At 66.6% G+C, this 23,477-nt stretch carries 19 protein-coding genes; 12 read left to right on the top strand and 7 right to left on the bottom strand.

Going from position 1 to position 23,477, the window contains the following annotated elements:
• Window positions 1-57: 57 nt before the first annotated feature.
• The gene (gene metA / locus AN401_RS16850; RefSeq protein ID WP_094040899.1) at window positions 58-1,011 is read left to right on the top strand and encodes a homoserine O-acetyltransferase MetA; all 954 of its coding nucleotides are present in this window, start codon (window positions 58-60) and stop codon (window positions 1,009-1,011) included.
• A 30-nt stretch (window positions 1,012-1,041) separates the two neighbouring features.
• Here the strand turns inward: metA and AN401_RS16845 are convergent, their stop codons facing one another.
• Entirely contained in the window at window positions 1,042-2,331 is a 1,290-nt protein-coding gene (locus AN401_RS16845) for a cation:proton antiporter (protein WP_094040898.1), read from the bottom strand.
• A gap of 242 nt (window positions 2,332-2,573) precedes the next feature.
• Between AN401_RS16845 and metH the strand changes: the two genes are divergently transcribed.
• Window positions 2,574-6,254, top strand: a complete 3,681-nt coding sequence (gene metH, locus AN401_RS16840; RefSeq protein WP_094040897.1) for a methionine synthase — start codon at window positions 2,574-2,576, stop codon at window positions 6,252-6,254.
• 224 nt (window positions 6,255-6,478) lie between these two features.
• Entirely contained in the window at window positions 6,479-7,714 is a 1,236-nt protein-coding gene (locus tag AN401_RS16835) for a serine hydrolase (RefSeq protein WP_094040896.1), read from the top strand.
• A gap of 608 nt (window positions 7,715-8,322) precedes the next feature.
• Here the strand turns inward: AN401_RS16835 and AN401_RS16830 are convergent.
• Window positions 8,323-8,634, bottom strand: coding sequence for an NGG1p interacting factor NIF3 (locus AN401_RS16830; RefSeq protein WP_094040895.1), 312 nt, complete (start codon window positions 8,632-8,634; stop codon window positions 8,323-8,325).
• A 17-nt stretch (window positions 8,635-8,651) separates the two neighbouring features.
• Window positions 8,652-9,218, bottom strand: coding sequence for a PhnA domain-containing protein (locus AN401_RS16825; protein WP_096779977.1), 567 nt, complete (start codon window positions 9,216-9,218; stop codon window positions 8,652-8,654).
• Between the two features lie 131 nt (window positions 9,219-9,349).
• Between AN401_RS16825 and AN401_RS16820 the strand changes: the two genes are divergently transcribed.
• From AN401_RS16820 to AN401_RS16805, 4 genes are read left to right on the top strand one after another with little or no spacing between them, the layout of a single operon-like run.
• Window positions 9,350-10,459: an MlaE family ABC transporter permease gene (locus tag AN401_RS16820; protein ID WP_096779976.1), complete on the top strand. Its 1,110-nt coding sequence runs from the start codon at window positions 9,350-9,352 to the stop codon at window positions 10,457-10,459.
• Window positions 10,456-11,232 carry an ABC transporter ATP-binding protein gene (locus AN401_RS16815; protein ID WP_094041443.1) on the top strand — a complete coding sequence of 259 codons (777 nt, stop codon included), beginning with the start codon at window positions 10,456-10,458 and terminating at the stop codon, window positions 11,230-11,232. The genes AN401_RS16820 and AN401_RS16815 overlap by 4 nt, the downstream gene beginning before the upstream one ends.
• 2 nt (window positions 11,233-11,234) lie before the next feature.
• Window positions 11,235-12,149 (top strand): MlaD family protein, encoded by a 915-nt coding sequence (locus tag AN401_RS16810; protein ID WP_096779975.1) that lies wholly within the window; start codon window positions 11,235-11,237, stop codon window positions 12,147-12,149.
• Window positions 12,146-12,748 (top strand): ABC-type transport auxiliary lipoprotein family protein, encoded by a 603-nt coding sequence (locus AN401_RS16805; protein ID WP_096779974.1) that lies wholly within the window; start codon window positions 12,146-12,148, stop codon window positions 12,746-12,748. The genes AN401_RS16810 and AN401_RS16805 overlap by 4 nt, the downstream gene beginning before the upstream one ends.
• Window positions 12,749-12,755: 7 nt before the next feature.
• Here the strand turns inward: AN401_RS16805 and AN401_RS16800 are convergent, their stop codons facing one another.
• Together AN401_RS16800 and AN401_RS16795 are read right to left on the bottom strand one after the other, a co-directional pair.
• Window positions 12,756-13,694, bottom strand: a complete 939-nt coding sequence (locus AN401_RS16800) for a PA2778 family cysteine peptidase (protein ID WP_096779973.1) — start codon at window positions 13,692-13,694, stop codon at window positions 12,756-12,758.
• Window positions 13,694-14,089, bottom strand: coding sequence for a PA2779 family protein (locus tag AN401_RS16795; protein ID WP_198401757.1), 396 nt, complete (start codon window positions 14,087-14,089; stop codon window positions 13,694-13,696). Before AN401_RS16795 ends, AN401_RS16800 begins: the two co-directional genes overlap by 1 nt.
• A gap of 279 nt (window positions 14,090-14,368) precedes the next feature.
• Here AN401_RS16795 and AN401_RS16790 point away from each other — a divergent pair, with 279 nt between their 5' ends.
• Genes AN401_RS16790 through AN401_RS16780 form a run of 3 tightly spaced genes read left to right on the top strand, consistent with a single transcriptional unit; the run spans window position 14,369 to window position 16,607 of the window.
• Window positions 14,369-15,043 carry an ABC transporter ATP-binding protein gene (locus tag AN401_RS16790; RefSeq protein WP_096779972.1) on the top strand — a complete coding sequence of 225 codons (675 nt, stop codon included), beginning with the start codon at window positions 14,369-14,371 and terminating at the stop codon, window positions 15,041-15,043.
• Window positions 15,030-15,833, top strand: a complete 804-nt coding sequence (locus tag AN401_RS16785) for an ABC transporter permease (protein WP_096779971.1) — start codon at window positions 15,030-15,032, stop codon at window positions 15,831-15,833. The genes AN401_RS16790 and AN401_RS16785 overlap by 14 nt, the downstream gene beginning before the upstream one ends.
• Before the next feature lie 3 nt (window positions 15,834-15,836).
• Window positions 15,837-16,607, top strand: coding sequence for a glutaminyl-peptide cyclotransferase (locus AN401_RS16780; RefSeq protein ID WP_096779970.1), 771 nt, complete (start codon window positions 15,837-15,839; stop codon window positions 16,605-16,607).
• Here AN401_RS16780 and AN401_RS16775 read toward each other — a convergent pair.
• Both AN401_RS16775 and uvrA read right to left on the bottom strand, forming a co-directional pair.
• Entirely contained in the window at window positions 16,589-18,307 is a 1,719-nt protein-coding gene (locus AN401_RS16775) for a PglL family O-oligosaccharyltransferase (RefSeq protein WP_096779969.1), read from the bottom strand. The genes AN401_RS16780 and AN401_RS16775 overlap by 19 nt on opposite strands.
• A gap of 41 nt (window positions 18,308-18,348) precedes the next feature.
• On the bottom strand, window positions 18,349-21,177 hold the full coding sequence (uvrA, locus tag AN401_RS16770) for an excinuclease ABC subunit UvrA (RefSeq protein WP_096779968.1): 2,829 nt from the start codon (window positions 21,175-21,177) through the stop codon (window positions 18,349-18,351).
• A gap of 145 nt (window positions 21,178-21,322) precedes the next feature.
• Here uvrA and AN401_RS16765 point away from each other — a divergent pair, with 145 nt between their 5' ends.
• Together AN401_RS16765 and ssb are read left to right on the top strand one after the other, a co-directional pair.
• On the top strand, window positions 21,323-22,696 hold the full coding sequence (locus AN401_RS16765) for an MFS transporter (protein ID WP_094040634.1): 1,374 nt from the start codon (window positions 21,323-21,325) through the stop codon (window positions 22,694-22,696).
• A gap of 14 nt (window positions 22,697-22,710) precedes the next feature.
• Entirely contained in the window at window positions 22,711-23,301 is a 591-nt protein-coding gene (ssb, locus tag AN401_RS16760) for a single-stranded DNA-binding protein (RefSeq protein WP_094040633.1), read from the top strand.
• The last annotated feature ends 176 nt before the right edge of the window (window positions 23,302-23,477 follow it).

The raw sequence follows: 23,477 nt of genomic DNA, 5'->3' as shown, positions 1-23,477 counted from the left end.
GTTGTAGATTTCTAGATGTCTAGACTTTCTTACCGATACTGTGCATGGAGTGAGCAAATGCCCATCAGAATTCCGGATCGCCTGCCTGCGGCCAACGTCCTGACTCAGGAAAATATCTTCGTGATGACGGAAACCCGTGCGGTCAACCAGGATATCCGCCCGATGCGGGTGCTGTTGCTCAACCTGATGCCGAAAAAGATAGAAACCGAAAACCAGCTGCTGCGCATGCTGTCCAACTCGCCGTTGCAGATAGGGGTGGACCTGCTGCGCATCGACGACAGGCCCTCCAAGAACACGCCCCAATCCCACCTGGAGCATTTCTACTACGATTTCGAGCAGGTGAAGGACGAGTTCTACGACGGCCTCATCATCACCGGTGCCCCCCTGGGCCTGACCGACTTCTGCGACGTGGTCTACTGGGACAAGATCGAACAGATAGTGGCGTGGGCCAAGAGCCACGTCACCTCCACCCTCTTCCTGTGCTGGGCGGCCCAGGCCGGCCTCAAGATCCTCTACGGCCTGGACAAGCAGACCCGGCTGGAGAAACTGTCCGGGGTTTACGAGCACCAGAACCTGGCCCAGTTCGAGCCCCTGGTGCGCGGTTTCGACGATGCCTTCCTGGCACCCCACTCCCGTTATGCGGATTTCCCCCTGGATCTGATCCGGGAGAAGACCAACCTCAAGATACTGGCCGGCTCGGAGCAGGTGGGGGTCTACCTGGCAGTGAGCCCGGATCGGCGCCAGGTGTTCGTCACCGGCCACCCGGAGTACGACGCCGATACCCTGCATCAGGAATACATGCGCGATCTGAGCGCCGGCATCGAGCCGAAGATGCCGGAGAATTACTACCCCGGTAACAATCCGGACAACGCGCCTCGGGCCACCTGGCGCAGCCATGGCCACCTGCTGTTTTCCAACTGGCTCAACTACCACGTCTACCAGCTGACGCCCTACGATCTGAGCACCCTGAGCGCGGCCGGCGATACCCTGACCAAAGACTGGGAAGAATAACCGGGGGGCGATTCGCCCCCTTGCCGTCCCTTATTCGATGGGAAAACCGGCCTTTTCCGCCGCCTTGGCCTTGTTGATCATGGGGGTGATGGTCATGCCCTGAACGATGATCGAGAAGATGACGATGGCATAGGTCATCATCAGGATCAGATCCCGCAGCTCCACCTGGCCGCTGCTGCCGAGCTTGACCCCGGCGGGGATGGACAGCGCCATCGCCAGGGACAGGCCGCCGCGCAGGCCGCCCCAGGTGAGGATGCGCACCGAATACTTGTTGTAGGCCCGGAAACGGCGAAAGCCCAGGTAGGGCAGGGCCACGCTGGTGAAGCGCCCGGCCAGCACCAGGGGAATGGACAGCAGCACCAGTATCCAGGCCTGCCAGTGGAATTCCACCAGCAGCATGGCCAGGCCGATCAGCAGGAACAGCAGGGCGTTGAGGAATTCGTCCAGCAGGTGCCAGAAGTGATCCAGGTGTTTCCGGCTCTGCTCGGAAAAGCCGGTATAGCGGGTCCAGTTGCCGATCATGATGCCGGCCACCACCATGGCCAGCGCGCCGGACACCCCCAGCACGTTGGCCAGGGCGAAGCCGGCGGTGGGCACGCACAGGGTCATCAGCAGTTCCATGGAGCCGTCGTCGGTGGCGCTGATCATGATGTGGGACATCAGTCCGAGCAGGGCGCCGAACAGGATGCCGCCGATGGCCTCGTGGGTGAACAGGGCCATCACGGAGCCGAAGCTGGCCTCGTTGCCGCTGAAGGCCACGGCGAAGATGGTCAGGAAAATGACCAGGCCGATGCCGTCGTTGAACAGGGACTCCCCCTCTATCTGGATGGCGATCTGCTCCGGCGCCCCCAGCTTTTTCACGATGGCCAAGACGGCGATGGGGTCGGTGGGGGAGATCAGGGCGCCGAACAGCAGGCAGTAGATAAAAGGCAGGGGGATGGTCGCCACATAGGCCAGCAGCCAGAGGCCCACGGCCACCACCAGGGTGGAGATCAGCACGCCCACTATCACCAGGATGGAGATTTCCCACTTCTGGCTCTTCAGCGCCGGCAGGTTGATGCCCAGGCCGCCGGCGAACAGCAGAAAGCCGAGGATGCCCTGCAGCAGGAACTCGCCGAAGTCCACCGTCTTGACCACTTCTACCGCGTGTTGCTGCAACTCGGGCCAGGTGGTTTTGCCCAGGATCAGCATCAGGATGGAGATGCCTAGGGCTCCCGAGGTGATGGCGATGGTGGTCTGGATTTTCATGATGTATTGATTGACGAAGGCGATGGTAATCGCCATGGCCGCCAAAAAACACAGGGTGTAATAGACACTCATAGAGGCACTTCCGATCGTTATTTTTAGGGTTGCAAGCTGGGTTGGCCGGTCTGCGCCGGCTGCCCCTAGTTTGCCTAAGCGCACCCGTTTTCCCTAGTGAAAACTGTGGTTAAATTACGTCTTTCCCGAAAATACCGGGGCGCTCCTTGCGGTCGGCCTTGTAGATGGCTGGATTTCCAACCGCCGGTTTTGTGGTAGCATGGGGGCCGCATACAGGAATCAGGTTGTTACAGGAGTCAGCAGTGTCCAGATCCCCGGTTTTTTCCCAGCTCGAACAGGCCCTGGCCGAACGGATCCTCATCATCGACGGGGGCATGGGCACCATGATCCAGTCCTACCGGCTGGACGAGGCCGCCTACCGGGGTGAGCGCTTCGCCGACTGGCCCTCGGATCTCAAGGGCAACAACGACCTGCTGGTACTGACCCAGCCGGAGATCATCGGCCAAATCCACAGCGATTACTTCGCCGCCGGTGCCGACATCATCGAAACCAACACCTTCAACGCCACCACCATCGCCATGGCCGACTACCAGATGGAAAGCCTGGCGGCGGAGATCAACCTGGAGGCGGCGCGGCTGGCGCGCCGGGTAGCGGACGAGTGGACCGCGAAAGAGCCGCACAAGCCGCGCTTCGTGGCCGGGGTACTGGGTCCGACCAACAGAACCGCCTCCATTTCGCCGGACGTGAACGACGCGGGCAAGCGCAACGTCACCTTCGACCAGCTTGTCGAAGCCTACACCGAAGCGGCCCAGGCCCTGATCGACGGCGGTGCCGATCTGCTGATGATCGAGACCATCTTCGACACCCTCAACGCCAAGGCGGCGGTGTTCGCCATCGAGGGGCTGTTCGACCAGATGGGCGTGCGCCTGCCGGTGATGATCTCCGGTACCATTACCGACGCCTCCGGCCGTACCCTGTCGGGCCAGACCACCGAGGCCTTCTACCACTCCCTGCGCCATGCCGAGCCGCTGTCTTTCGGCCTCAACTGCGCCCTGGGGCCGGACGAGCTGCGCCAGTACGTGGCCGAGCTGTCCCGGGTGTGCGAGACCTACGTGTCGGCCCACCCCAACGCCGGCCTGCCCAACGCCTTCGGTGAATACGATCTGGACGCCGCCGAGATGGCCGGCCATATCCGCGAATGGGCCGAGAGCGGTTTCCTCAACCTGGTGGGCGGCTGCTGCGGCTCCACCCCCGAGCATATCCGCGCCATGGCCGAGGCGGTGGCCGGCATCAAGCCGCGCGCCCTGCCCGAACTGCCGGTGGCCTGCCGGCTGTCCGGCCTGGAGCCGGTGCTGATCACCCCCGAGAGTATCTTCGTCAACGTGGGCGAACGCACCAACGTCACCGGCTCGGCCATGTTCAAGCGGCTGATCAAGGAAGAGCAGTACGACAAGGCGCTGGAGGTGGCGCTGCAGCAGGTGGAGAACGGCGCCCAGATCATCGACATCAACATGGACGAGGGCATGCTCGACGCCGAGGCCTGCATGACCCGCTTCCTCAACCTGATCGCCGGGGAGCCGGACATCGCCCGGGTGCCGATCATGATCGACTCCTCCAAGTGGGAGGTGATCGAGGCCGGCCTCAAGTGCATTCAGGGCAAGGGCATCGTCAACTCCATTTCCATGAAGGAAGGGGAAGAGAAATTTATCGAGCAGGCCCGGCTGGTGCGCCGCTACGGCGCCGCCGTCATCGTGATGGCGTTCGACGAGGTGGGCCAGGCCGATACCCGGGCACGCAAGTTCGAGATCTGCGAACGCGCCTACCGGGTGCTGGTGGACAAGGTCGGCTTCCCGCCGGAAGACATCATCTTCGACCCCAACATCTTCGCCGTGGCCACTGGCATCGACGAGCACAACAACTACGCGGTGGACTTTATCGAGGCGGTGAAGGACATCAAGGATAACCTGCCCCACGCCATGATCTCCGGCGGCGTGTCCAACGTGTCCTTCTCCTTCCGCGGCAACGACGCGGTGCGCGAGGCCATCCACGCGGTGTTCCTGTACCACGCCATCAAGAACGGCATGGACATGGGCATCGTCAACGCCGGCCAGCTCGCCATCTACGAAGACATCGAGCCCGAGCTCAAGGCCAGGGTGGAGGCGGTGGTGCTCAACAGCCACGACGGCGCCACCGAGGAACTGCTGGAGATCGCCGAGCGCTACCGGGGCAGCGGTGGCCAGCAGGCGGACGCCCGGGATCTGGAATGGCGCAGCTGGCCGGTGAACAAACGGCTGGAGCATGCCCTGGTGAAGGGACTGACCGACTTTATCGAGGACGACACCGAAGAGGCCCGCCAGCAGGCGGCGCGCCCGCTGGAGGTGATCGAAGGCCCGCTGATGGACGGCATGAACGTGGTCGGCGATCTGTTCGGCGAGGGCAAGATGTTCCTGCCCCAGGTGGTCAAGTCGGCCCGGGTGATGAAGCGGGCGGTGGCCTACCTGCAGCCCTATATCGAGGCGGGCAAGGAGGCGGGCCAGAGCAACGGCAAGGTGGTGATGGCCACGGTCAAGGGCGACGTGCACGACATCGGCAAGAACATCGTCGGGGTGGTGTTGCAGTGCAACAACTTCGAGGTGGTCGACCTCGGGGTCATGGTGCCCTGCGAGACCATCCTCAAGACCGCCCGGGAAACCAACGCCGACATGATCGGCCTGTCCGGCCTGATCACCCCGTCGCTGGACGAGATGGTGCACGTGGCCAAGGAGATGCAGCGCCAGGGCTTCAAGATCCCGCTGCTGATCGGCGGCGCCACCACCTCCAAGGCCCATACCGCGGTGAAGATAGAGCAGAACTACGACGAGCCGGTGGTCTACGTGGCCAACGCCTCCCGTGCCGTGGGTGTGGTGCAGACCCTGCTGAGCGCGGAAAACAAACCCGCCTTCGTCGAGCGGCTCAAGCAGGAATACGAGGTGGTGCGGGATCAGCACGCCCGCAAGAAACCCCGCACCCAGCCGGTGACCCTGGCCGAGGCCAGGGCCAACAAGGTGGCCATCGACTGGCAGGCCTATACCCCGCCGGTGCCGGCCAAACCGGGCATCCACGAATTCCGTGACGTGCCCATCTCGGTACTGCGGGAGTACATCGACTGGACTCCCTTCTTCCTCACCTGGTCGCTGGCGGGCAAGTTCCCCCGCATCCTCGAGGACGAGATAGTGGGCGAGGAGGCCAAGCGGCTGTTCGCCGACGCCAACGCCCTGCTCGACCGGCTGGCGGCGGACGGCGAGCTGCGCTGTGCCGGCGTCATGGGATTGTTCCCGGCCAACAGCGTGGAGGACGACGTCGAGGTCTACACCGACGAGTCCCGCAGCCAGGTGCTGCATACCCTGCGCTTCCTGCGCCAGCAGACCGAGAAGAAAGACGGCTTCCCCAACTACTGCCTGGCCGATTTCGTGGCCCCCAAGGGCACCAAACCCGACTATATCGGCGCCTTCGCGGTGACCGGCGGCATCGGCGAGGACGACATCATCCGCCGTTACAAGGAAGCCCATGACGACTACAACGCCATCATGGCCAGCGCCGTGGCCGACCGGCTGGCGGAAGCCTTCGCCGAATACATGCACCTGCTGGTGCGCCGGGAATACTGGGGCTATGACCCGGACGAGGCGCTCAGCAACGACGAGCTGATCCGCGAGAAATACCGGGGCATCCGCCCGGCACCCGGCTACCCGGCCTGCCCGGAGCACACCGAGAAGGGCACCCTGTGGCAGCTGCTGGACGTGGAAGAGCGCATCGGCATGAAGCTGACCGAATCCTTCGCCATGTGGCCGGGGGCGGCGGTGTCGGGCTGGTATTTCTCCTATCCGGACACCCGCTACTTCGCGGTGGCCCGGATCCAGGAGGATCAGCTGCTCGACTACGCTGCCCGCAAGGGCATGAGCCGGGTCGAGGCCGAGAAGTGGCTGGCGCCCAACCTGAGCGACTAAGGGAGCGGAAAAAGGCGCCTGCGGGCGCCTTTATGCTAAATATTGTACCGGACCGACTCCCCGCCGGTGGCGGCGACGTGTATGCTTGTAATAATAATGAAGACCATCGAGGGACCGGTGTCTTGCCTGGCCTTTGTCGATGGGATCTGCGGGAAAGGCTGGACAGAATTCGGGCGATAACGTAGCTTCTGCCGGCTTTGTTCAATCTCTGGGAGGAGCCCTCCATGTTTGCCGTAAGAAACGCCGGAAAAGCGGGATTTCTGTTCCTGGCCGTTTTGCTGTTGTACTCCCTGTTCAACCAGGCGCAGGCCAATCCGCGCTACGCCTCCATCGTGCTCGACGCGGACAGCGGCGAGGTGCTGCATGCCTCCAATGCGGATGCGACCCGCTATCCTGCCTCGCTGACCAAGATGATGACCCTGTACATGCTGTTCGAGTCGATGGAAAAGGGGCTCATGACCCTGGATACCGCCATGCCGGTATCGGCCCACGCCGCCTCCATGCCCCAGACCAACATCTCGCTCAAGGCGGGGGACAGGCTCAAGGTGAGGGATGCCATTCCGGCGCTGATAGTGCGTTCCGCCAACGACGTGGCATCGGTGGTGGCCGAGGCGCTGGGGGGCACCGAGCGCGCTTTTGGCGCCATGATGACGGAAAAGGCGAAGGCGATGAAGATGACCTCGACCACCTTCCGCAACGCCTCTGGCCTGCCCGACGCGGGGCAGACCACGACCGCCCGGGATCTGGCGATACTGTCGGTGCGGCTGATGAAGGATTTTCCCCAGTATTATCACTACTTTTCCACCCAGTCCTTTACCTACAAGGGCCGGACCTATACCAGCCATAACCGCATGATCCGCAATTACGCCGGGGTCGACGGCATGAAGACCGGCTTTATCCGCGCTTCCGGCTTCAACGTGGCCACGTCCGCGGTCAAGGATGGCCGGCGTCTGATCGGGGTGGTGATGGGCGGGCAGACCGCCCAGTCGCGGGACGCCCACATGGCCTCGCTGCTGGATCGGGGGTTCGAGCGGGCCACCCAGCTCGCCAAGGCCTCGCCCGAGGCAACCAGGCCGGCCGCCAACCTGGTGGTCAGTACCGACACGGTACGCCAGGTCGTACGGCAGGAGCAGCCGGTAACGCGGGCGCCGGCGGTGCTGCAGCGCACCTCCCAGACCTTCCCGGTCGAGCAGACCATGATCACCGATGAACTCGGTTGGGCGGTACAGATCGGCTCCTTCCGGGTGCCGGAGCAGGCCCGGGAAAGGGCGTCCGATGCGGCCCGCCGATTGGCCGACGTGGAGCTGGCCCAGATCGCGGTGAGCGAGGTGGAGATCAGCAACCGCAAGTTGTTCCGGGCCCGGCTGGTGGGGTTGCAGGAAGGCCAGGCCAAAAGCGCCTGCCAGCGCCTGTCCCGCCAGGGCATGGATTGCCTGGTGGTCCGCCTGAGCGGCAGTTGACACAAGGCCGGCCCGTCGCCCCGACACGGGGGCGGGCCGTTAACCTTCGGAGACAAGCGAAGCGCCTCCGTCAGGGGTACAAAGAAAAAGGGGCAACATCATGTTGCCCCTTTTCCTGTCGTCTTGACGGTTCAGTCCCTAAACCCAATTGCTCCCTGCAATCCCTGACTTCACCTTAATCCTTAAGGTCATCCTCTTCCCGATCCGTCGGTGTGTCCTGTTGGTCGTCCTGACCGCGTGCCATCCTGACCCGCTTTGCCATCTCCATCCGGGGAGGTGTCCCTTGCCGCATCCTGCGGAGTTCCTGTCGCCTTTCCTGGCGGCCCGTCATCCTGACCGGCTTCCTCGCTCCTTGCGGGAGGCATAATAGCCCAACGGCGGCACCGCTCAAGGCGGCAAACCTGACCCCATCTGGGCCGAATAGGCGAGGGTTGAAGTCAATGCATTGATATATATAAATAAAATTACCGTGCTGCGACCTTTCTTGCGGGCAGAAAGCGTTTTTTCTGTCGTGGCCTTGAGAGATCTCTTACAAGGCGACGGGGTTATTCGCCAGCAGCGCCTGGCCGGCCTGGTGGCGCAGCAGCCAGGAGGCCGCCGCTACCGGATCAGAGGTCGGCCAGGGGCCAGGCGTCGAAGGCGGGCTCTTCGTAGGGGTGGGCGGCGCGCAGGGCGGCGACGGCCGCCCGGATCAGCCGGTCTTCGCACACCAGCTCGACCCTGACCTCGGCCACCCGCTCCAGCTCGCCGGGCTGGCCGAGAAAGGGGTTGGCCCCGGCCAGGGGACGGAACTGGCCCTGCCCCCGGGTTTCGAAGCAGCACTCCGCGTAGTCGCCGATCCGGCCGGCACCGGTGGCGAATACCGCCGCCTTGACCGGTTCCAGGTGGGATTCGGGCACGAAGAACACCAGCTTGTACATGGCTAGCTCCCGGCTGCTCAGGCCTTTTTCAGGAATTTGGCCACCAGCACGATTTGCACGCCGTTGACCTTGCCTTCGATATGCTCCGGATTATTGGTCAGGCTGATGTTCTTGACCAGGGTGCCGCGCTTGGCGGTGAAGCCCGCGCCCTTGACCTCGAGATCCTTGATCAGGGTGACCGCATCGCCGGCCTGCAGCCGGGTGCCGTTGCTGTCGAGGGTCGGCTCGCCGTCGTCTTCCTCCGCGGCCAGGCCGGCCTCGGCCCATTGCTGCACTTCCGGCTCCAGGTAGAGCATGTCCAGCAGATCCCGGGCCCAGACCTCGCTGGACAGCTTTTTCAGGGTGCGCCAGGCCAGTACCTGCACCGCCGGCACCGGGCTCCACATGCTGTCGTTGAGGCAGCGCCAGTGGTTGTGATCCTGGGGGCTGTCCAGCTCGCCCTGGCAGCGGGCGCACAGCAGGGCGCAGTGATCGGCACTGTCGGCGGCCCTGGGGGCGACCGCCAGCAGGCTCAGGACATCGCTGGCGCCGCACAGTTCACAACGGTCGCCGCTGCGTTCCCGCAGTTGTTGTTCTATGGTCATGGTTCTGGCTCTTGTGGCAATGAAAGGGGGCGCAGATTCTAGCATAAAACCGGGCTCCGGTTGTGGTTATCCATGGAATGGCAGACAATGCAGCTTCGTATGAGTTTATTTTTCGGGCAGGCCCGGACGAGATGACAGCCCCCCTGATCCTGGAAGCCGATCCAATACCCCGTGTCCGTTTGCACGGGGACTGGACCCTGGCCCGCTACCGGCAACTGAGCCAGCTGCGGTTGGCCGCGGAGACGACACCGGCGCAACTCGATGCCGCCGGCCTCACCGCCCTGGACACCGCCGGGGCCGCCCAACTGGTACGGCTGCTGGGGGCGGAGCAACTCGGCCGACTGCTCCCCGACGCCAGTGGACTGTCGGACGAGCGCCGGGCCCTGCTGCGGGCGGTGGCCGAGGCCATGGCCGGCCGGGAGCCGCCGCCGGGGCCGGTGCGCCGCTGGAGCGACGGCCTGGTCCGGCTGGGTGCCCTGGTGGCCGGCGCCGGGCGGCAAGGGCTGCAGCTGCTCGGCTTTATGGGGCTGACCCTGAGCACCCTGATGGTGCTGTTGCCCAGGCCGGGCCGCTGGCGGCCGACCGCCCTGGTGGCCCAGATGCACCAATGCGGCCTCAACGCCGTGCCCATCGTCGCCCTGCTGACCTTCCTGGTGGGGGCCGTGGTGGCCTTTCTCGGCGCCACCGTGCTGGCCAACTTCGGTGCCACCATCTATACGGTGGATCTGGTGGCCTATTCCTTCCTGCGCGAGTTCGGGGTACTGCTTACCGCCATCCTGCTGGCGGGGCGTACCGCCAGCGCCTTCACCGCCCAGATCGGCGCCATGAAGGTCAACGAGGAGCTGGACGCCCTGCGCGCCCAGGGGCTGGATCCGGTGGAGCTACTGGTGTTGCCCCGGCTGCTGGCGCTGCTGCTCACCCTGCCGCTGCTGACCTTTATCGCCATGCTGTCGGGCATGGTGGGCGGTGCCCTGGTGGCCCTGGTCTCCCTCGATATCTCCCTGGCCCAGTACCTGGCCATAGTGCACGAGGTACCGGTGCGGCACCTGCTGGTGGGACTGGGCAAGGCGCCGCTGTTCGCCCTGCTGATCGCCCTGATCGGCTGCCTGGAGGGCTTCAAGGTCGGCGGCAGCGCCCAGTCGGTGGGCGAGCACACCACCTCCAGCGTGGTGCAGTCCATCTTCGTGGTGATACTGCTGGACGCCATCGCCGCCCTCTTCCTGATGGAGATGGGCTGGTGAGCCGGGAGACGGTGATCCGCATCCGCGGCCTGGACAACCGCTTCGGGGAGCAGGTGGTGCACCAGGGGCTGGATCTGGACGTCTACCGGGGCGAGATCCTGGGAGTGGTGGGCGGCTCGGGTACCGGCAAGTCGGTGCTGCTGCGCTCCATCGTCGGCCTGCGCCGGCCCAGCGGGGGGAAGGTGCGGCTGCTGGGGCAGGATCTGCTCGCCCTGCCGGAACGGGAACGGGCCCGGCTGGAGCGGCGCCTGGGGGTACTGTTCCAGAACGGCGCCCTGTTCTCCTCCCTGACGGTGACCGAGAACATCGCCCTGCCGCTGATCGAGCACGCCGGCCTGCCCCGGCCGGAGGCGCAGTATCTGGCCGAGGTCAAGCTGGCCCTGGCCGGCCTGCCGGCCGGAACGGGGGAGCGCTATCCGGCCCAGCTGTCCGGCGGCATGGTCAAGCGGGCGGCCCTGGCCCGGGCGCTGGCGCTGGATCCGGATATCCTGTTCCTGGACGAGCCCACCGCCGGCCTGGACCCGATCGCGGCGGCTGCCTTCGATCGCCTGCTGCTGACCCTGAGGGACGCCCTCGGACTGACGGTGTTCCTGGTCACCCACGATCTCGACACCCTCTACACCAGTTGCGACCGGGTGGCGGTGCTGGCCCGGCGGAAAGTGCTGGTGGCGGATCGACTGGACGCGGTGGCCGCCACCGATGACGACTGGATCCGCGACTATTTTCACGGCCCGCGCGGACGCGCCGCCCGGGCCGCGCAACGGAAGGAGTGACCATGGAAACCCGGGCCCATCATGTACTGATCGGGGTCTTTACCCTGGCGGTGGCCGCGGCCGTGCTGCTGTTCGCGCTCTGGCTGGCCAAGGCCGGCGGCGAGCGGGATGCCCGCCGCTACGATATCCTGTTCCGGGAGCCGGTGTCCGGTCTGTCGGTGGGCAGCGCCGTGCAGTACAGCGGCATCCGGGTGGGGGAGGTGGAACGCCTGACCCTGGATCCGGACGATCCCCGCCAGGTCTGGGCCCGGGTGCGCATCGCCGGCGATGCGCCGGTCAAGACCGACACCCGCGCCCGCCTGGCCCTGACCAACATCACCGGCGCCGCCCACATCGAGCTAAGCCAGGGTTCGCCGGAAAGCCCGCTGCTGGCCCGGGACGACGAGATCCCGGTGATCGTCGCCGAGCCTTCGCCCCTGGCCCGACTGCGGCTCAACAGCGAAGAGCTGCTGCTCGCCATCACCACCCTGGTGGACAACGCCAACCGTATGCTGTCGGAGGACAACGCCCGCCATCTGGGCCGGGTGCTGGCCAACCTGGACGCCACCACCAGCACCCTGGCGGCCCAGCAGGACAGCCTGGCCGCCGGCCTGCAAAGCCTCGCCGCCGCCGGCGACCAACTGCAGCGACTGTTGGCCCGGCTCGATGCCCAGGCCGGCCGCCACGGCGAGCCCATGCTGGCCAGCGCCGCCGCCGCCCTGGCCAACCTGGAGCGGACGAGCCGCCGGCTGGACGCCCTGCTGGCCGACAACCGGCCGGCCCTGGACGGGGGCCTGCAGGGCCTGGCCGAGCTGGGACCGGCCATCCAGGAACTGCGCCGCACCCTGGCCACCCTGGGCGACATCGCCCGCCGGCTGGAGCAGGATCCCGCCGGCTACCTGCTCGGCCGCGACGACATCGAGGAGTTCAAGCCATGATCCGGGTCCTGTTTTGCCTATCGTTGTCCATCCTGCTGGTGGCCTGCAGTGTATTGCCCGAGCCCACTCCCGTGGCCCTGTACCGGCTGCCTCCGCCCGGCCAACCCCCGGCGGCCGAAGTCCGGAAAGGAACTCAGCTGGCGGCGCTGCGCTTGGCCCAGCCCGCCGCCACCGATGCCCTGGGCGGCAACCGCCTGCTGGTGCTGACCGCGGACCACCGTTACCAGGCCTATCCCCGGGCCCGCTGGGCCGCACCCATGCCGCTGCTGTGGCGGGACTGGCTGCTGGATGCCTTCTGGCGCGACGGCCGGGTGGCCCGGCTCAGCAGTGACGGCGACGGCCTGCAGGCCAGGCTGGAGCTGGGCGGGGTGCTGCGCGCCCTGAACGTGGAGATGCGGGAGGGAGGTCCGGTGGCGGTGATCCGCTACGACGCCCGGCTGGTGGACACCGGCAGCCGGCGGATCCTGGCCAGCCGGCGGTTCGAGGCCCAGGCGCCGATGGCCGGCCCTGCCGAGGCGGAGGCGGTGGCCGCCCTGGGCCGGGCGGCGGATCGCCTGGCGAGGGAACTGATCGACTGGAGCCTGGCAGCAGCCCCTTGATGGACCCTTACTCGGACGGCAGCGCCGCCAGGGCCTGCCGGGCCCGGGCCTGGAAGGGGCCTTCCAGCGCGACGGCCCGGGTCAGGGCCGCGGCGGCGTCCCGCGGCCGGCCCAGGGCGGCCTGGAGTAATCCCAGGTTGAGCCAGGCCGCGGCCAGTTGCGGATCCTGCCGGGTCGCCTGGCGGAAGGCCGCGATGGCGGCATCGTTGTCTCCGCCGCCGTGGTGGGCGTTGCCCAGGGCGAACCAGCCCTGGGCATGGCCGGGCCAGCGGGCCGTCAGCGCCTGCCAGGCCGGCAGGGCGGCCTCGGCGCCGGCCACCTGTTCGAAGGCGGCGATGCTCTCCGCCGCCTGGGCCGGCGACAGGGTTGCCGGCAAGGTGCCGGGCGGCAGGGCGACCATGGCCCAGCGGCCGCTGCGGGCCCAGGTGGCATCGAACCGGCCCATGGCGATGGCTTGCCGGGCCTGCTCGCCGCTGTGGTGGATCAGCAGCTGCCGCTCCCGGTCGTAGCCGGTGACCACGGCGTAATGCCACAGGGGCCAGGCGGGCAGGGACAGGTTCTGCAGCACCACCACCGGGTGGCCGGCGGCCAGTTCGCCGAGCAGGCCGTCGAAGCCGCCCGGCAGGGGGTAGGCGATACGGCCATGGCGCCGCGCTGCGGCCAGCATTTCCGGTTGCACGCTGCCCTGGCGTCCGGGCAGGAACAGCTGGGGGATCAGCTCGTCGATCCCGACCGGCACGCCGCTGGCGTTCAGCACCATGGCGAGGGAGGCGGGACCGCACTGGTAGTCGCGCTGGCCGTGGAAGGGCACGCCGCCGACGTGGGCGCTGGCCGGCAAGGTCTGGGCGGCCCCGGGAGAGAGCGCCGGGGTGCCGGCGCAACCGGTCAGCAGCAACAGCAGAACGCCCGCCAGGCGGGCGTTCCAACGGCACAGGGGCGCTGTCATCAGCGGGTGAAGGGGAAGACCTTGGTCAGCCCCAGCAGGTCGGTGACCAGCAGTATGATAAAGACGGTGAGCAGGGCCCCGACCACGGCGTTGGCCCCGGCCGGCATGCTGTCCAGCCGTTCCGCCATCTGGCGGACTTCACTGTCCGACAGGGCAGCGACCCGGGCTTCCACTTCGGCCGGCTCCACGCCCAGCCCAACCAACTGGTCGCGCACCTCGGTGCGGGCCAGCAGCTCGCGGATCCGCTCGCGGTCGGCGTTGACCTGCTCGGTGGCCAGCAACTGCTGGGTGGAGACCAGGGCGACCGGCTGGGCCTGGACCGTCAGCGGCATGCTGCCCATGACCAGCGAAAGGATCAGGACGGGGTTAATGATTCGGCAGCTTCGTTGCATCATGGGTGTTCTCCTTGAAGGTAGCGAGACCGGGCGCGGCCGGGCGGAAGGGCCGTCCGGGCTCCATGCCGTCTCTCGATCAGTAGTATAGTCATAGCGGATGAGGCGGATTCTGATGAATACACTTTGGAAAGCAAGAGGAAGCCGGTGCCGGGAAGCGGTGGCCAATCCGGCCGCAGGCCCCATGCCAGGCGGGTTGTCGGGGAGTGGGAGCCGGTTTCTGGTCGGGTGCGGTTGCGACAGCAATGGACCCATGGCGGTGAATGGCGGGAGGAAACCTCGATGAACAAGGAACGGGAGGCGCCCCCGGCCAGACGGAACGAGGCGGGTACTTGCCCGGCGGCGGAAACGCCGGCACCGCTGCGCTTGGCCGAACTGGTGGTCGGCGAGCTGGCGCCGGTGTCCCTGACGGTGGCCCCCGGCGAGATCCTCTGCCTGTCCGGTCCCTCCGGCTCGGGCAAGAGCCGGCTGCTCAGGGCCATTGCCGACCTGGATGCCCACGGCGGCGAGATCTGGCTGGGGGAGCTGTGCCAGTCCCGGGTGAAGGGGCATTGCTGGCGGGGTTGGGTGATGCTGGTGCCCGCCGACAGCCAGTGGTGGGGGGAGCGGGTGGGGGACCACCTGGGCCGGGGGCTGGACGGCCAGGGCGAGGCGCTGGGCTTTCCGGCCGGGGTGGAGGACTGGCAGGTGAGCCGGCTGTCGTCCGGCGAAAAGCAGCGACTGGCCCTGCTGCGGGCCTGGTCCCGGCAGCCCCGGGCGCTGTTGCTCGACGAGCCCACCGCCAATCTGGATCCCCAACTGACCGGCAAGACCGAGGCCTGGATCCGCCATTGGGCCAGGCAGGCCGGCTTGCCGGTGATCTGGATCAGCCACGATCCGGGCCAGATCGCCCGGGTGGCGGATCGCCACTACCGGATCCACGACAACCGGCTGGAGAGAGACCATGGGAGTGATTGAACTGAGCTGGTGGCAACTGGCCCTGGCCGCACTGATGATAGTGGCCCTGGCCGCCTGTACCTTCGCCGCCCGGCTGGAAGTGGGACGCAGCCTGCTGGTGGCCGCCCTGCGCACCGTGCTGCAACTGGCCCTGATCGGCCTGGTGCTGGAGGTCCTGTTCGCCACCTCGGCGCTGCACTGGGTGGCGCTGATGGCCACCGCCATGCTGCTGATCGCCGGGCGGGAGGTGATGGCCCGGCAGAAACGGCGGCTGACCGGTGGCTGGAGCTTCGGCATCGGCACCCTGGCCATGCTGCTGTCGTCGTTCACGGTGACGGTGCTGTCCCTGACCCTGATCATCGGGCCCGATCCCTGGTATACCCCCCAGTACGCCATTCCCCTGCTGGGCATGATGCTCGGCAATACCATGACCGGGGTGGCGCTCAGCCTGGACCGGCTGACCGAAGGGGTCTGGCGTCAGCGGGCCCTGATCGAGGGCCGGCTGATGCTGGGCCAGTGCTGGCAGGAGGCGGTGGGGGATCTGCGGCGGGACGCCATGCGCGGCGGCCTGATCCCCACCATCAACGGCATGGCGGCGGCCGGCGTGGTCAGCCTGCCGGGCATGATGACCGGCCAGATACTGGCTGGCAGCCCGCCGGCGGTGGCGGTGAAATACCAGATACTGGTGATGTTCGCCATCACCGCCGCCACCGGCTTCGGCACCCTGCTGGCGGTAACCCTGGCCAGTCGCCGGCTGTTCGACGAGCGCGAGCGGCTGCGCCTCGACCGGCTGGCGCAGCCGAGGGGATAAGGGATGAAGGCGTTGCTGCTGTTGCTGTTCGTCCTGCTCGGCTGGGGACGGGGCCAGGCCGAACCGGTCGAGCGGCTGGAGGTCGAGGTGCTGGCGGTGTTGCCCCGTGCTGCCGATGCCTTTACCCAGGGGCTGCTGTGGCACCGGGGGCGCCTGTACGAGAGCACGGGGCGTTATGGTCACTCCGGCCTGCGGGAACTGGACCCGCACAGCGGCGAGGTGCGGCGGCGGGTGGATCTCGCCGACGGCCTGTTCGGCGAGGGACTGGCCCTGGTGGAGGATCGGCTGATCCAGTTGACCTGGCGCGAGGGGCTGGCGCTGATCTGGCGGCGGGACGACTTCGCCCTGGTGGCGGCCCATCACTACCAGGGCGAGGGCTGGGGCCTCTGTTACGACGGTGAGGTGTTGTGGATGAGCGACGGCTCGGCCTCGCTGCAGCGCCGGGACGCCGGCGACTTCACCCTGCTGGGACGGTTGGCGGTGACCCTGGACGGTGAGCCCCAATACCGGCTCAACGAGCTGGCCTGCGTGGGGGAGCATGTCTATGCCAACATCTGGCACGACCACCACATACTGCGTATCCACAAGGCGAGCGGCCGGGTCGACGCGGTGATCGACGCCTCCGCCCTGCTGCCCCTGAGTGAGCGGCCGGCGGACAGGGAGGCGGTGCTGAACGGCATCGCCTGGGATCCCGGGCAGGGGGTCTTTTATCTCACCGGCAAGCTCTGGCCCAGGTTGTTCAGGGTGCGTTTCGTTCACTCCTCCCCGGATTGAGCCCCTTCATCCAGTGAGCGTAATGCCTGGCTGATATTGTCTTCCCGCAGCAGGGGCTCCATGGGGTAGTAATGGCGGGCCAGTTGCAGCAACTGCTCGGCTTCCTGCTCCCGTTCCAGCCGGTTCAGGGCCAGCACCATGTTGTAGTAGATATTGGCCCTGGGCGTGTGGCGCACGAACTCCTGGCCCCAGTCCAGGTAGGCCTGCAGCGCCTGGTTGTCCTGCTGGGCCGTGCCCACCGTCAGCCGCAGCGACATGGCGTTGAATTCCAGCCGGGTCAGCCAGGCCATGGGGTTGCTGGCGGCCAGCAGCAGCGCCGGCTCCTTGGCGCCGCCGCGTTCGTACTGGGTCACCACCCGGGCGGTCTGCAGCCCGGTGAGCATGAAGGGCACCACCAGCGCCGGCAGCAGCAGGGCGGCGAAGCGGGCCAGCAGCCGGGGCCGGTAGGGCCTTTGTTCGGCTTCCCCCAGCCACAGATCCGCCCAGTAGAGCAGCAACAGCAGGCCGATCCAGTGGGCCAGGGAGTGGTAGAAGGGATATTCGGTCTGGCTGTGCAGGGCGATGGGCCATACCAGGGACGTCAGGGCCAGGGCCTGGCGCCAGGGGGCCCGCACCAGCAACCGCAGGAACATCAGCGCCACCAGCAGCATGGCCAGCACCGGCAACAGGCCGCCTTCCACCCCCCAGTACAGCAGCTCGTTATGGGGGTGGTCCAGGTTGGGCTCCATCGGCGGCAGGGTCGACAGCAGTTCCCGCTGGGCATTGTAAAACTCCATGAACTGGCGCTCGAAGTCCCCGTAGCCGACCCCGGTCCAGGGATGCTGGGCGATAAGCCACAGGCTCTGCAGCCAGTAATGCCGGCGCACGCCCGGGTTGGTATAGACCTCGAGGCCGCGCTGCGCCCCGTCCACCAGCGCCAGGGACAGGAGGCCGAGCGCCAGGCCCAGGGCGGTGAGGGCCAGCAGCCCCAGGCAGGTCTTCCGATCCTTCTGCCAGGCCAGGGGCAGCAACAGCAGCACGCCCACCAGGCCGCCGAGCTGGCCGACCCGGGATTGCAGCACCAGCAGCAGCAGGGCGGTACCGGCGATCACGGCGCCCAGCCAGAGCTGCCGTACCGGCGGGTGCGATCGCCTGTCCTCCAGCCAGAGGTACCAGGCCAGCACCAGGCCGGTGGCCATGAAGCTGGCCATGACGTTGGGCTGCTGGAAGATGCCGTAGGGCCGGTTGCGCTCGGTGTTGTAGCCGATCCAGTTGCCCGGGGTCAGCAGGTAGTACTGCACCAGGCCGAGCAGCAGCTCCAGGCTGACCGCCGCCAGCAGCAGGTACAACAGGCGCCAGCGGGCGGCCTGGTCGAAGCGGCACTGCAGCAGGGCAAACCAGAACAGCAGGCCGCCGGCCAGGCCGGCCAGGCGGGGCAGGGCATGATCGGCCAGCGCCTGGCCGGGGTAGAGCAGGGGCACCAGCAGCAGCAGGAAGGCCAGCCAGCACCACAGATGGAAGCGGCTGTAGTGCACCGCCTGGTTGAGGGTCAACTGCCACAGGCCGAGCCCCGTCATCAGGGCCACGAAGATCCAGCCGACCATGTTGAAGGGCAGATAGAGACCGGCCCCGCCGGGGTTGTGCATGAAGAAGTGCATGCCGCCCAGCATCCAGGCGGCGAAACACCAGAACCAGAGGTAGGGTAACGAGAGACGGGTCATCCTTGACTCCTTGTCCGCCGCCCCGGAGGAACGGCCTGTGGCTATCGCCCTTTCAGCATAGGCCGTAAAAACCGGGCGGTGTGGGATGATTCATGCCCGGCCACCTGCTCCGGGGTGCCGGCGACCAGTATCTGGCCGCCGCCGCTGCCGCCCTCGGGGCCCAGATCCACTATCCAGTCGGCGGTCTTGATCACGTCCAGGTTGTGCTCGATGATCACCACCGTATTGCCGTGATCCCGCAGCCGGTGCAGCACCTGCAGCAGCAGCTGGATGTCGTGGAAATGCAGGCCGGTGGTGGGTTCGTCCAGGATGTAGAGGGTCTGGCCGGTGTCGCGCTTGGACAGCTCCCGGGCCAGCTTGACCCGCTGGGCCTCGCCGCCGGACAGGGTGGTAGCCGACTGGCCCAGGCGGATATAGGACAGGCCCACGTCCATCAGGGTCTGCAGCTTGCGGGCGATGGCCGGCACCGGGGCGAAGAAGTCGCAGGCCTCCTCCACCGTCATCTCCAGCACCTCGTGGATGCTCTTGCCCTTGTAGCGGATTTCCAGGGTTTCCCGGTTGTAGCGCTTGCCCTTGCACACATCGCAGGGCACGTAGACGTCGGGCAGGAAGTGCATCTCTACCTTGATCACCCCGTCGCCCTGGCAGGCCTCGCAACGGCCGCCCTTGACGTTGAACGAGAAGCGGCCCGGCTTGTAGCCGCGGGAACGGGCCTCCTGGGTGCCGGAAAACAGCTCGCGGATGGGGGTGAAGATGCCGGTGTAGGTGGCCGGGTTGGAGCGGGGGGTACGGCCGATCGGGCTCTGATCGATGTCCACCACCTTGTCCAGCCGGTCCAGGCCGAGGATCTCCCGGTAGGGGGCCGGCTGGCTGACGGTGGCCTTGTTCAGCTCCCGGTGGGCCAGCGGGAACAGGGTGTCGTTGATCAGGGTCGACTTGCCCGAGCCGGACACCCCGGTGACGCAGGTCATCAGCCCCAGCGGCAGTTTGAGGTCGACGTTTTTCAGGTTGTTGCCCCGGGCGCCCTTGAGTTCCAGCCAGTGCTCGCCCGGCGGGGTGCGCCGTTCGGGCACGGCGATCCGTTCCCGCCCCGACAGGTAGGCGCCGGTGAGCGAATCCGGGTTGGCCATCACCTCGGCCGGGGTGCCCTGGGCCACGATTTGGCCGCCGTGCACCCCGGCGCCGGGGCCGATGTCCAGCACATGGTCGGCGGCGCGGATGGCGTCCTCGTCGTGTTCCACCACGATCACGGTGTTGCCCAGATCGCGCAGGTGGGTGAGGGTGGCCAGCAAGCGCTCGTTGTCGCGCTGGTGCAGGCCGATGCTGGGCTCGTCGAGCACGTACATCACCCCCACCAGGCCGGCGCCGATCTGGCTGGCCAGGCGGATGCGCTGGGCCTCGCCCCCGGACAGGGTCTCGGCGCTGCGCGACAGGCTGAGGTAGTTGAGCCCCACGTTGACCAGGAAGCCGAGCCGCTCCACGATTTCCTTGAAGATCTTGTCGGCGATCTGCGCCTTCTGGCCGGTCAGTTCCATGCGGGTGAAGAAGGCGTGGGCCTCGCCGATGGCCATGTCGGTGACCTGGGGCAGGTTGTGGTCGGCCACGAACACGTGCCGCGCCCCTTCCTTCAGCCGGGTGCCCTGGCAACTGGGGCAGGCGCGGTTGGTCTGGTACTTGGCCAGTTCCTCGCGCACCGAGTTGGACTCGGTTTCCCGGTAGCGCCGCTCCATGTTGTGCAGTATGCCCTCGAAGGGGTGCTTGCGCACCAGCACGTCGCCCCTGTCGTTCATGTACTTGAACTCGATGCTGGTGCGGCCCGAGCCGTACAGCACCGCCTTCTGGATGTCTTTCGGCAGTTGCTCGAAGGGCTGCTCCAGATCGAAGCCGTAGTGGTCCGCCAGGGACTTGAGCATCTGGTAATAGTAGTAGCTGCGCCTGTCCCAGCCACGGATGGCGCCGCCCGCCAGGCTCAGCTCCGGGTTGCTGATCACCTTGTCCGGGTCGAAGATTTGCTGCACCCCCAGGCCGTCGCAGCTTTCGCAGGCGCCCGCCGGGTTGTTGAAGGAGAAGATGCGCGGCTCCAGCTCGGCGATGGAATAACCGCACTCGGGGCAGGCGAAGTTGGCGGAGAACACCAGGGGGGGCTCGTCCGGCTCGTCCATGGCCACCACCGAGGCGATGCCGCCGGACAGCTCCAGTGCGGCTTCGAAGGACTCCGCCAGCCGCAGTTGCAGATCCTCGCGCACCTTGAAGCGATCCACCACCACTTCGATGGTGTGTTTCTTCTGCAGCTCCAGGGTGGGCGGATCCGACAGATCGCACACCTCGCCGTCGATACGGGCGCGGATGAAGCCCTGGGCTGCCAGGTTGTCGAGCAGCTTGCTGTGTTCGCCCTTGCGGTTGCGTACCACCGGCGCCAGCAGCATCAGCCGCTTGCCCTCGGGCTGTTCCAGCACCTTGTCCACCATCTGGCTGATGGTCTGGGCGGCGAGCGGCAGGGCGTGGCTGGGGCAGCGGGGCTCGCCCACCCGGGCGAACAGCAGCCGCAGGTAGTCGTAGATTTCGGTGATGGTGCCCACGGTGGAGCGCGGGTTGTGGGAGGTGGACTTCTGCTCGATGGAGATGGCCGGCGACAGCCCCTCGATATGGTCCACGTCCGGCTTTTCCATCAGCGAGAGGAACTGGCGGGCGTAGGCGGACAGGGACTCCACATAGCGGCGCTGGCCCTCGGCGTAGAGGGTATCGAAGGCGAGGGAGGACTTGCCCGAGCCGGACAGGCCGGTGATCACGATGAGTTTGTCCCGGGGCAGTTCCAGGTTGATGTTCTTCAGGTTGTGGGTGCGGGCTCCGCGGACTTCGATGTTATCCATCTGCAGCTTGACCTCGGTGTAAATTCGACCGGCTAGTATGGCACTGGATGAATAGACAGCCAAGGGGACGATAGGGATTAATCTTGACAGTGCCTCCGTGCTAAACTAGCCGCCTTTTGAGCAAATTGATGGCGGAAGGATATTCATGAGCGACGAGCAAGGCTTCAGCCCCGAGGAGCGGCGGGCCTCGTTTACCCTGGCGGGCATTTTCGGCATGCGGATGCTGGGGTTGTTTATGATCATGCCGGTATTTGCGCTCTACGGTCAGGATCTGATCGGCTTCTCGCCGTTGTGGGTCGGCCTGGTCATCGGCGCCTACGGCCTGACCCAGGCGCTGCTGCAGATCCCCGCCGGCTGGCTGTCGGACCGCATCGGCCGCCGGCCGGTGATCTACGCCGGCCTGGCGCTGTTCGCCCTGGGCTCGGTGGTGGCGGCCCTGTCCGACTCCGTCTACGGCGTGGCCATCGGCCGGGTGCTGCAGGGCAGCGGCGCCATCGCCGGCGCCATACTGGCGCTGGCCGCCGACATCACCCGGGAGGAGCACCGCACCAAGGCGATGGCCATCATCGGGGTGTGCATCGGTATCTCCTTCGCCCTGGCCATGGTGGCCGGCCCCCTGCTGGCGGCCTGGTTCGGCCTGCCCGGGGTGTTCTGGACCACGGCGCTGCTGGCGCTGCTGGGCATGCTGATGGTGCATTTCCTGCTGCCGGCCTCGGCCAGCAAGGGGCAGATCCGCGACGTGACCGCCGCCCCCGAGTTGTTCGGCCGGCTGCTGAAGGACAAACAGCTGCTGCGGCTCGACTTCGGCATCCTGCTGCTGCACCTGACGCTCACCGCCGTGTTCGTGGCCTTTCCGCTGACCCTGCTCGACGCCGGCCTGGCGGCGGAGCGGCACTGGTGGCTGTACCTGCCGACCCTGTTGCTGTCCTTCCTGCTGATCATCCCCTTCCTGATCCTGGGTGCCCGGCGCAACCTGAACAAGCAGCTGTTCCAGGCCTCCATCCTGGTGATGATGGTGGCCCTGGTGCTGATGGCGGTGGGCCAGGGCCAGCTGTGGCTGCTGGCCCTGGCCATGCTGCTCTACTTCACCGCCTTCAACTTTATGGAGGCCTCGCTGCCGGCCTTTTTGTCGATGCTGGCGCCGGCGGGGGCCAAGGGCACCGCCATGGGTATCTATTCCACCAGCCAGTTCTTCGGCGCCTTTCTCGGCGGCGTGCTGGGCGGCGTCCTGTTCCAGCAGCTGGGCGGTGGTGGCGTCTTCCTGCTGGTGGCCTTCAGCATGGCGTTCTGGTTCTGGCTGGCGGCGGGCATGGTCAATGTCAGTCAGGTGCGGTCTCATATCCTGCCCATCGGTGTTAATATAGAAAACAAGGATGCCCGCGAGCTGCTGTTGCAGCGGCTGATGGCCCTGCCTGGCGTGCATGAAGCCCTGATTATCCCCGAGGAAGGGGCCGCCTACCTCAAGGTGGACGGGAAAATTTTTGAACTGGATCAGGCCCGGCGCCTGATCAACTTGTGAGTACGGAGCGAGTTATGGCCAATAGAGGCATCAATAAAGTCATACTGATCGGCCACCTGGGCCAGGATCCCGAGGTGCGCTACATGCCCAACGGCAACGCCGTGGCCAACATCACCCTGGCCACCAGCGAGACCTGGCGCGACAAGCAGACCGGCGAACAGAAGGAGCGTACCGAGTGGCACCGGGTGGTGTTCTTCGGCAAGCTGGCGGAGATCGCCGGCGAATACCTGCGCAAGGGTTCCCAGGTCTACGTGGAAGGCCGGCTGCAGACCCGCAAGTGGCAGGATCAGGGCGGCCAGGATCGCTACACCACCGAAGTGGTGGTGGACATGGGCGGCGTGATGCAGATGCTGGGCGGACGCCCCCAGGGTGGTGGCCAGGGTGGCCAGGGGGGATGGAACCAGGGCGGGCAGCCCGCCGGTGGCCAGTACGGCGCCGGCCAGCAGGGCGGCCAGGGCAACTGGGGCCAACAGGGTGGTCAGCCCCAGGGCGCCCCTCAGGGCCAGCCCTATGCTCAACAGGGCCAACCGGCCAGCAAGCCCCAGAGCCAGCCGCCGGTGTACAACGAGCCGCCGATGGACTTCGACGACGATATCCCGTTCTAGGATCTCGGCACCGTCGCGATAGTGTTTTCAAGGCCCTGTACATGCAGGGCTTTTTATCGCCTGCTTGCGCCAGCTGGTGGCATAATGCCTCCTGGTTTCCGACCGGCACCACTATAATGAGATGCGCCTGTTGTATCCATGCCCCCGAGTCTGCGATAACAACGACATAATAAGGA

The sequence above is a fragment of the Zobellella denitrificans genome (assembly GCF_002407485.1).
Lineage (GTDB): Bacteria > Pseudomonadota > Gammaproteobacteria > Enterobacterales > Aeromonadaceae > Oceanimonas > Oceanimonas denitrificans.
Note: the sequence above shows the minus strand (reverse complement) of the source record. Positions and strands in the feature narration are given on the sequence as shown.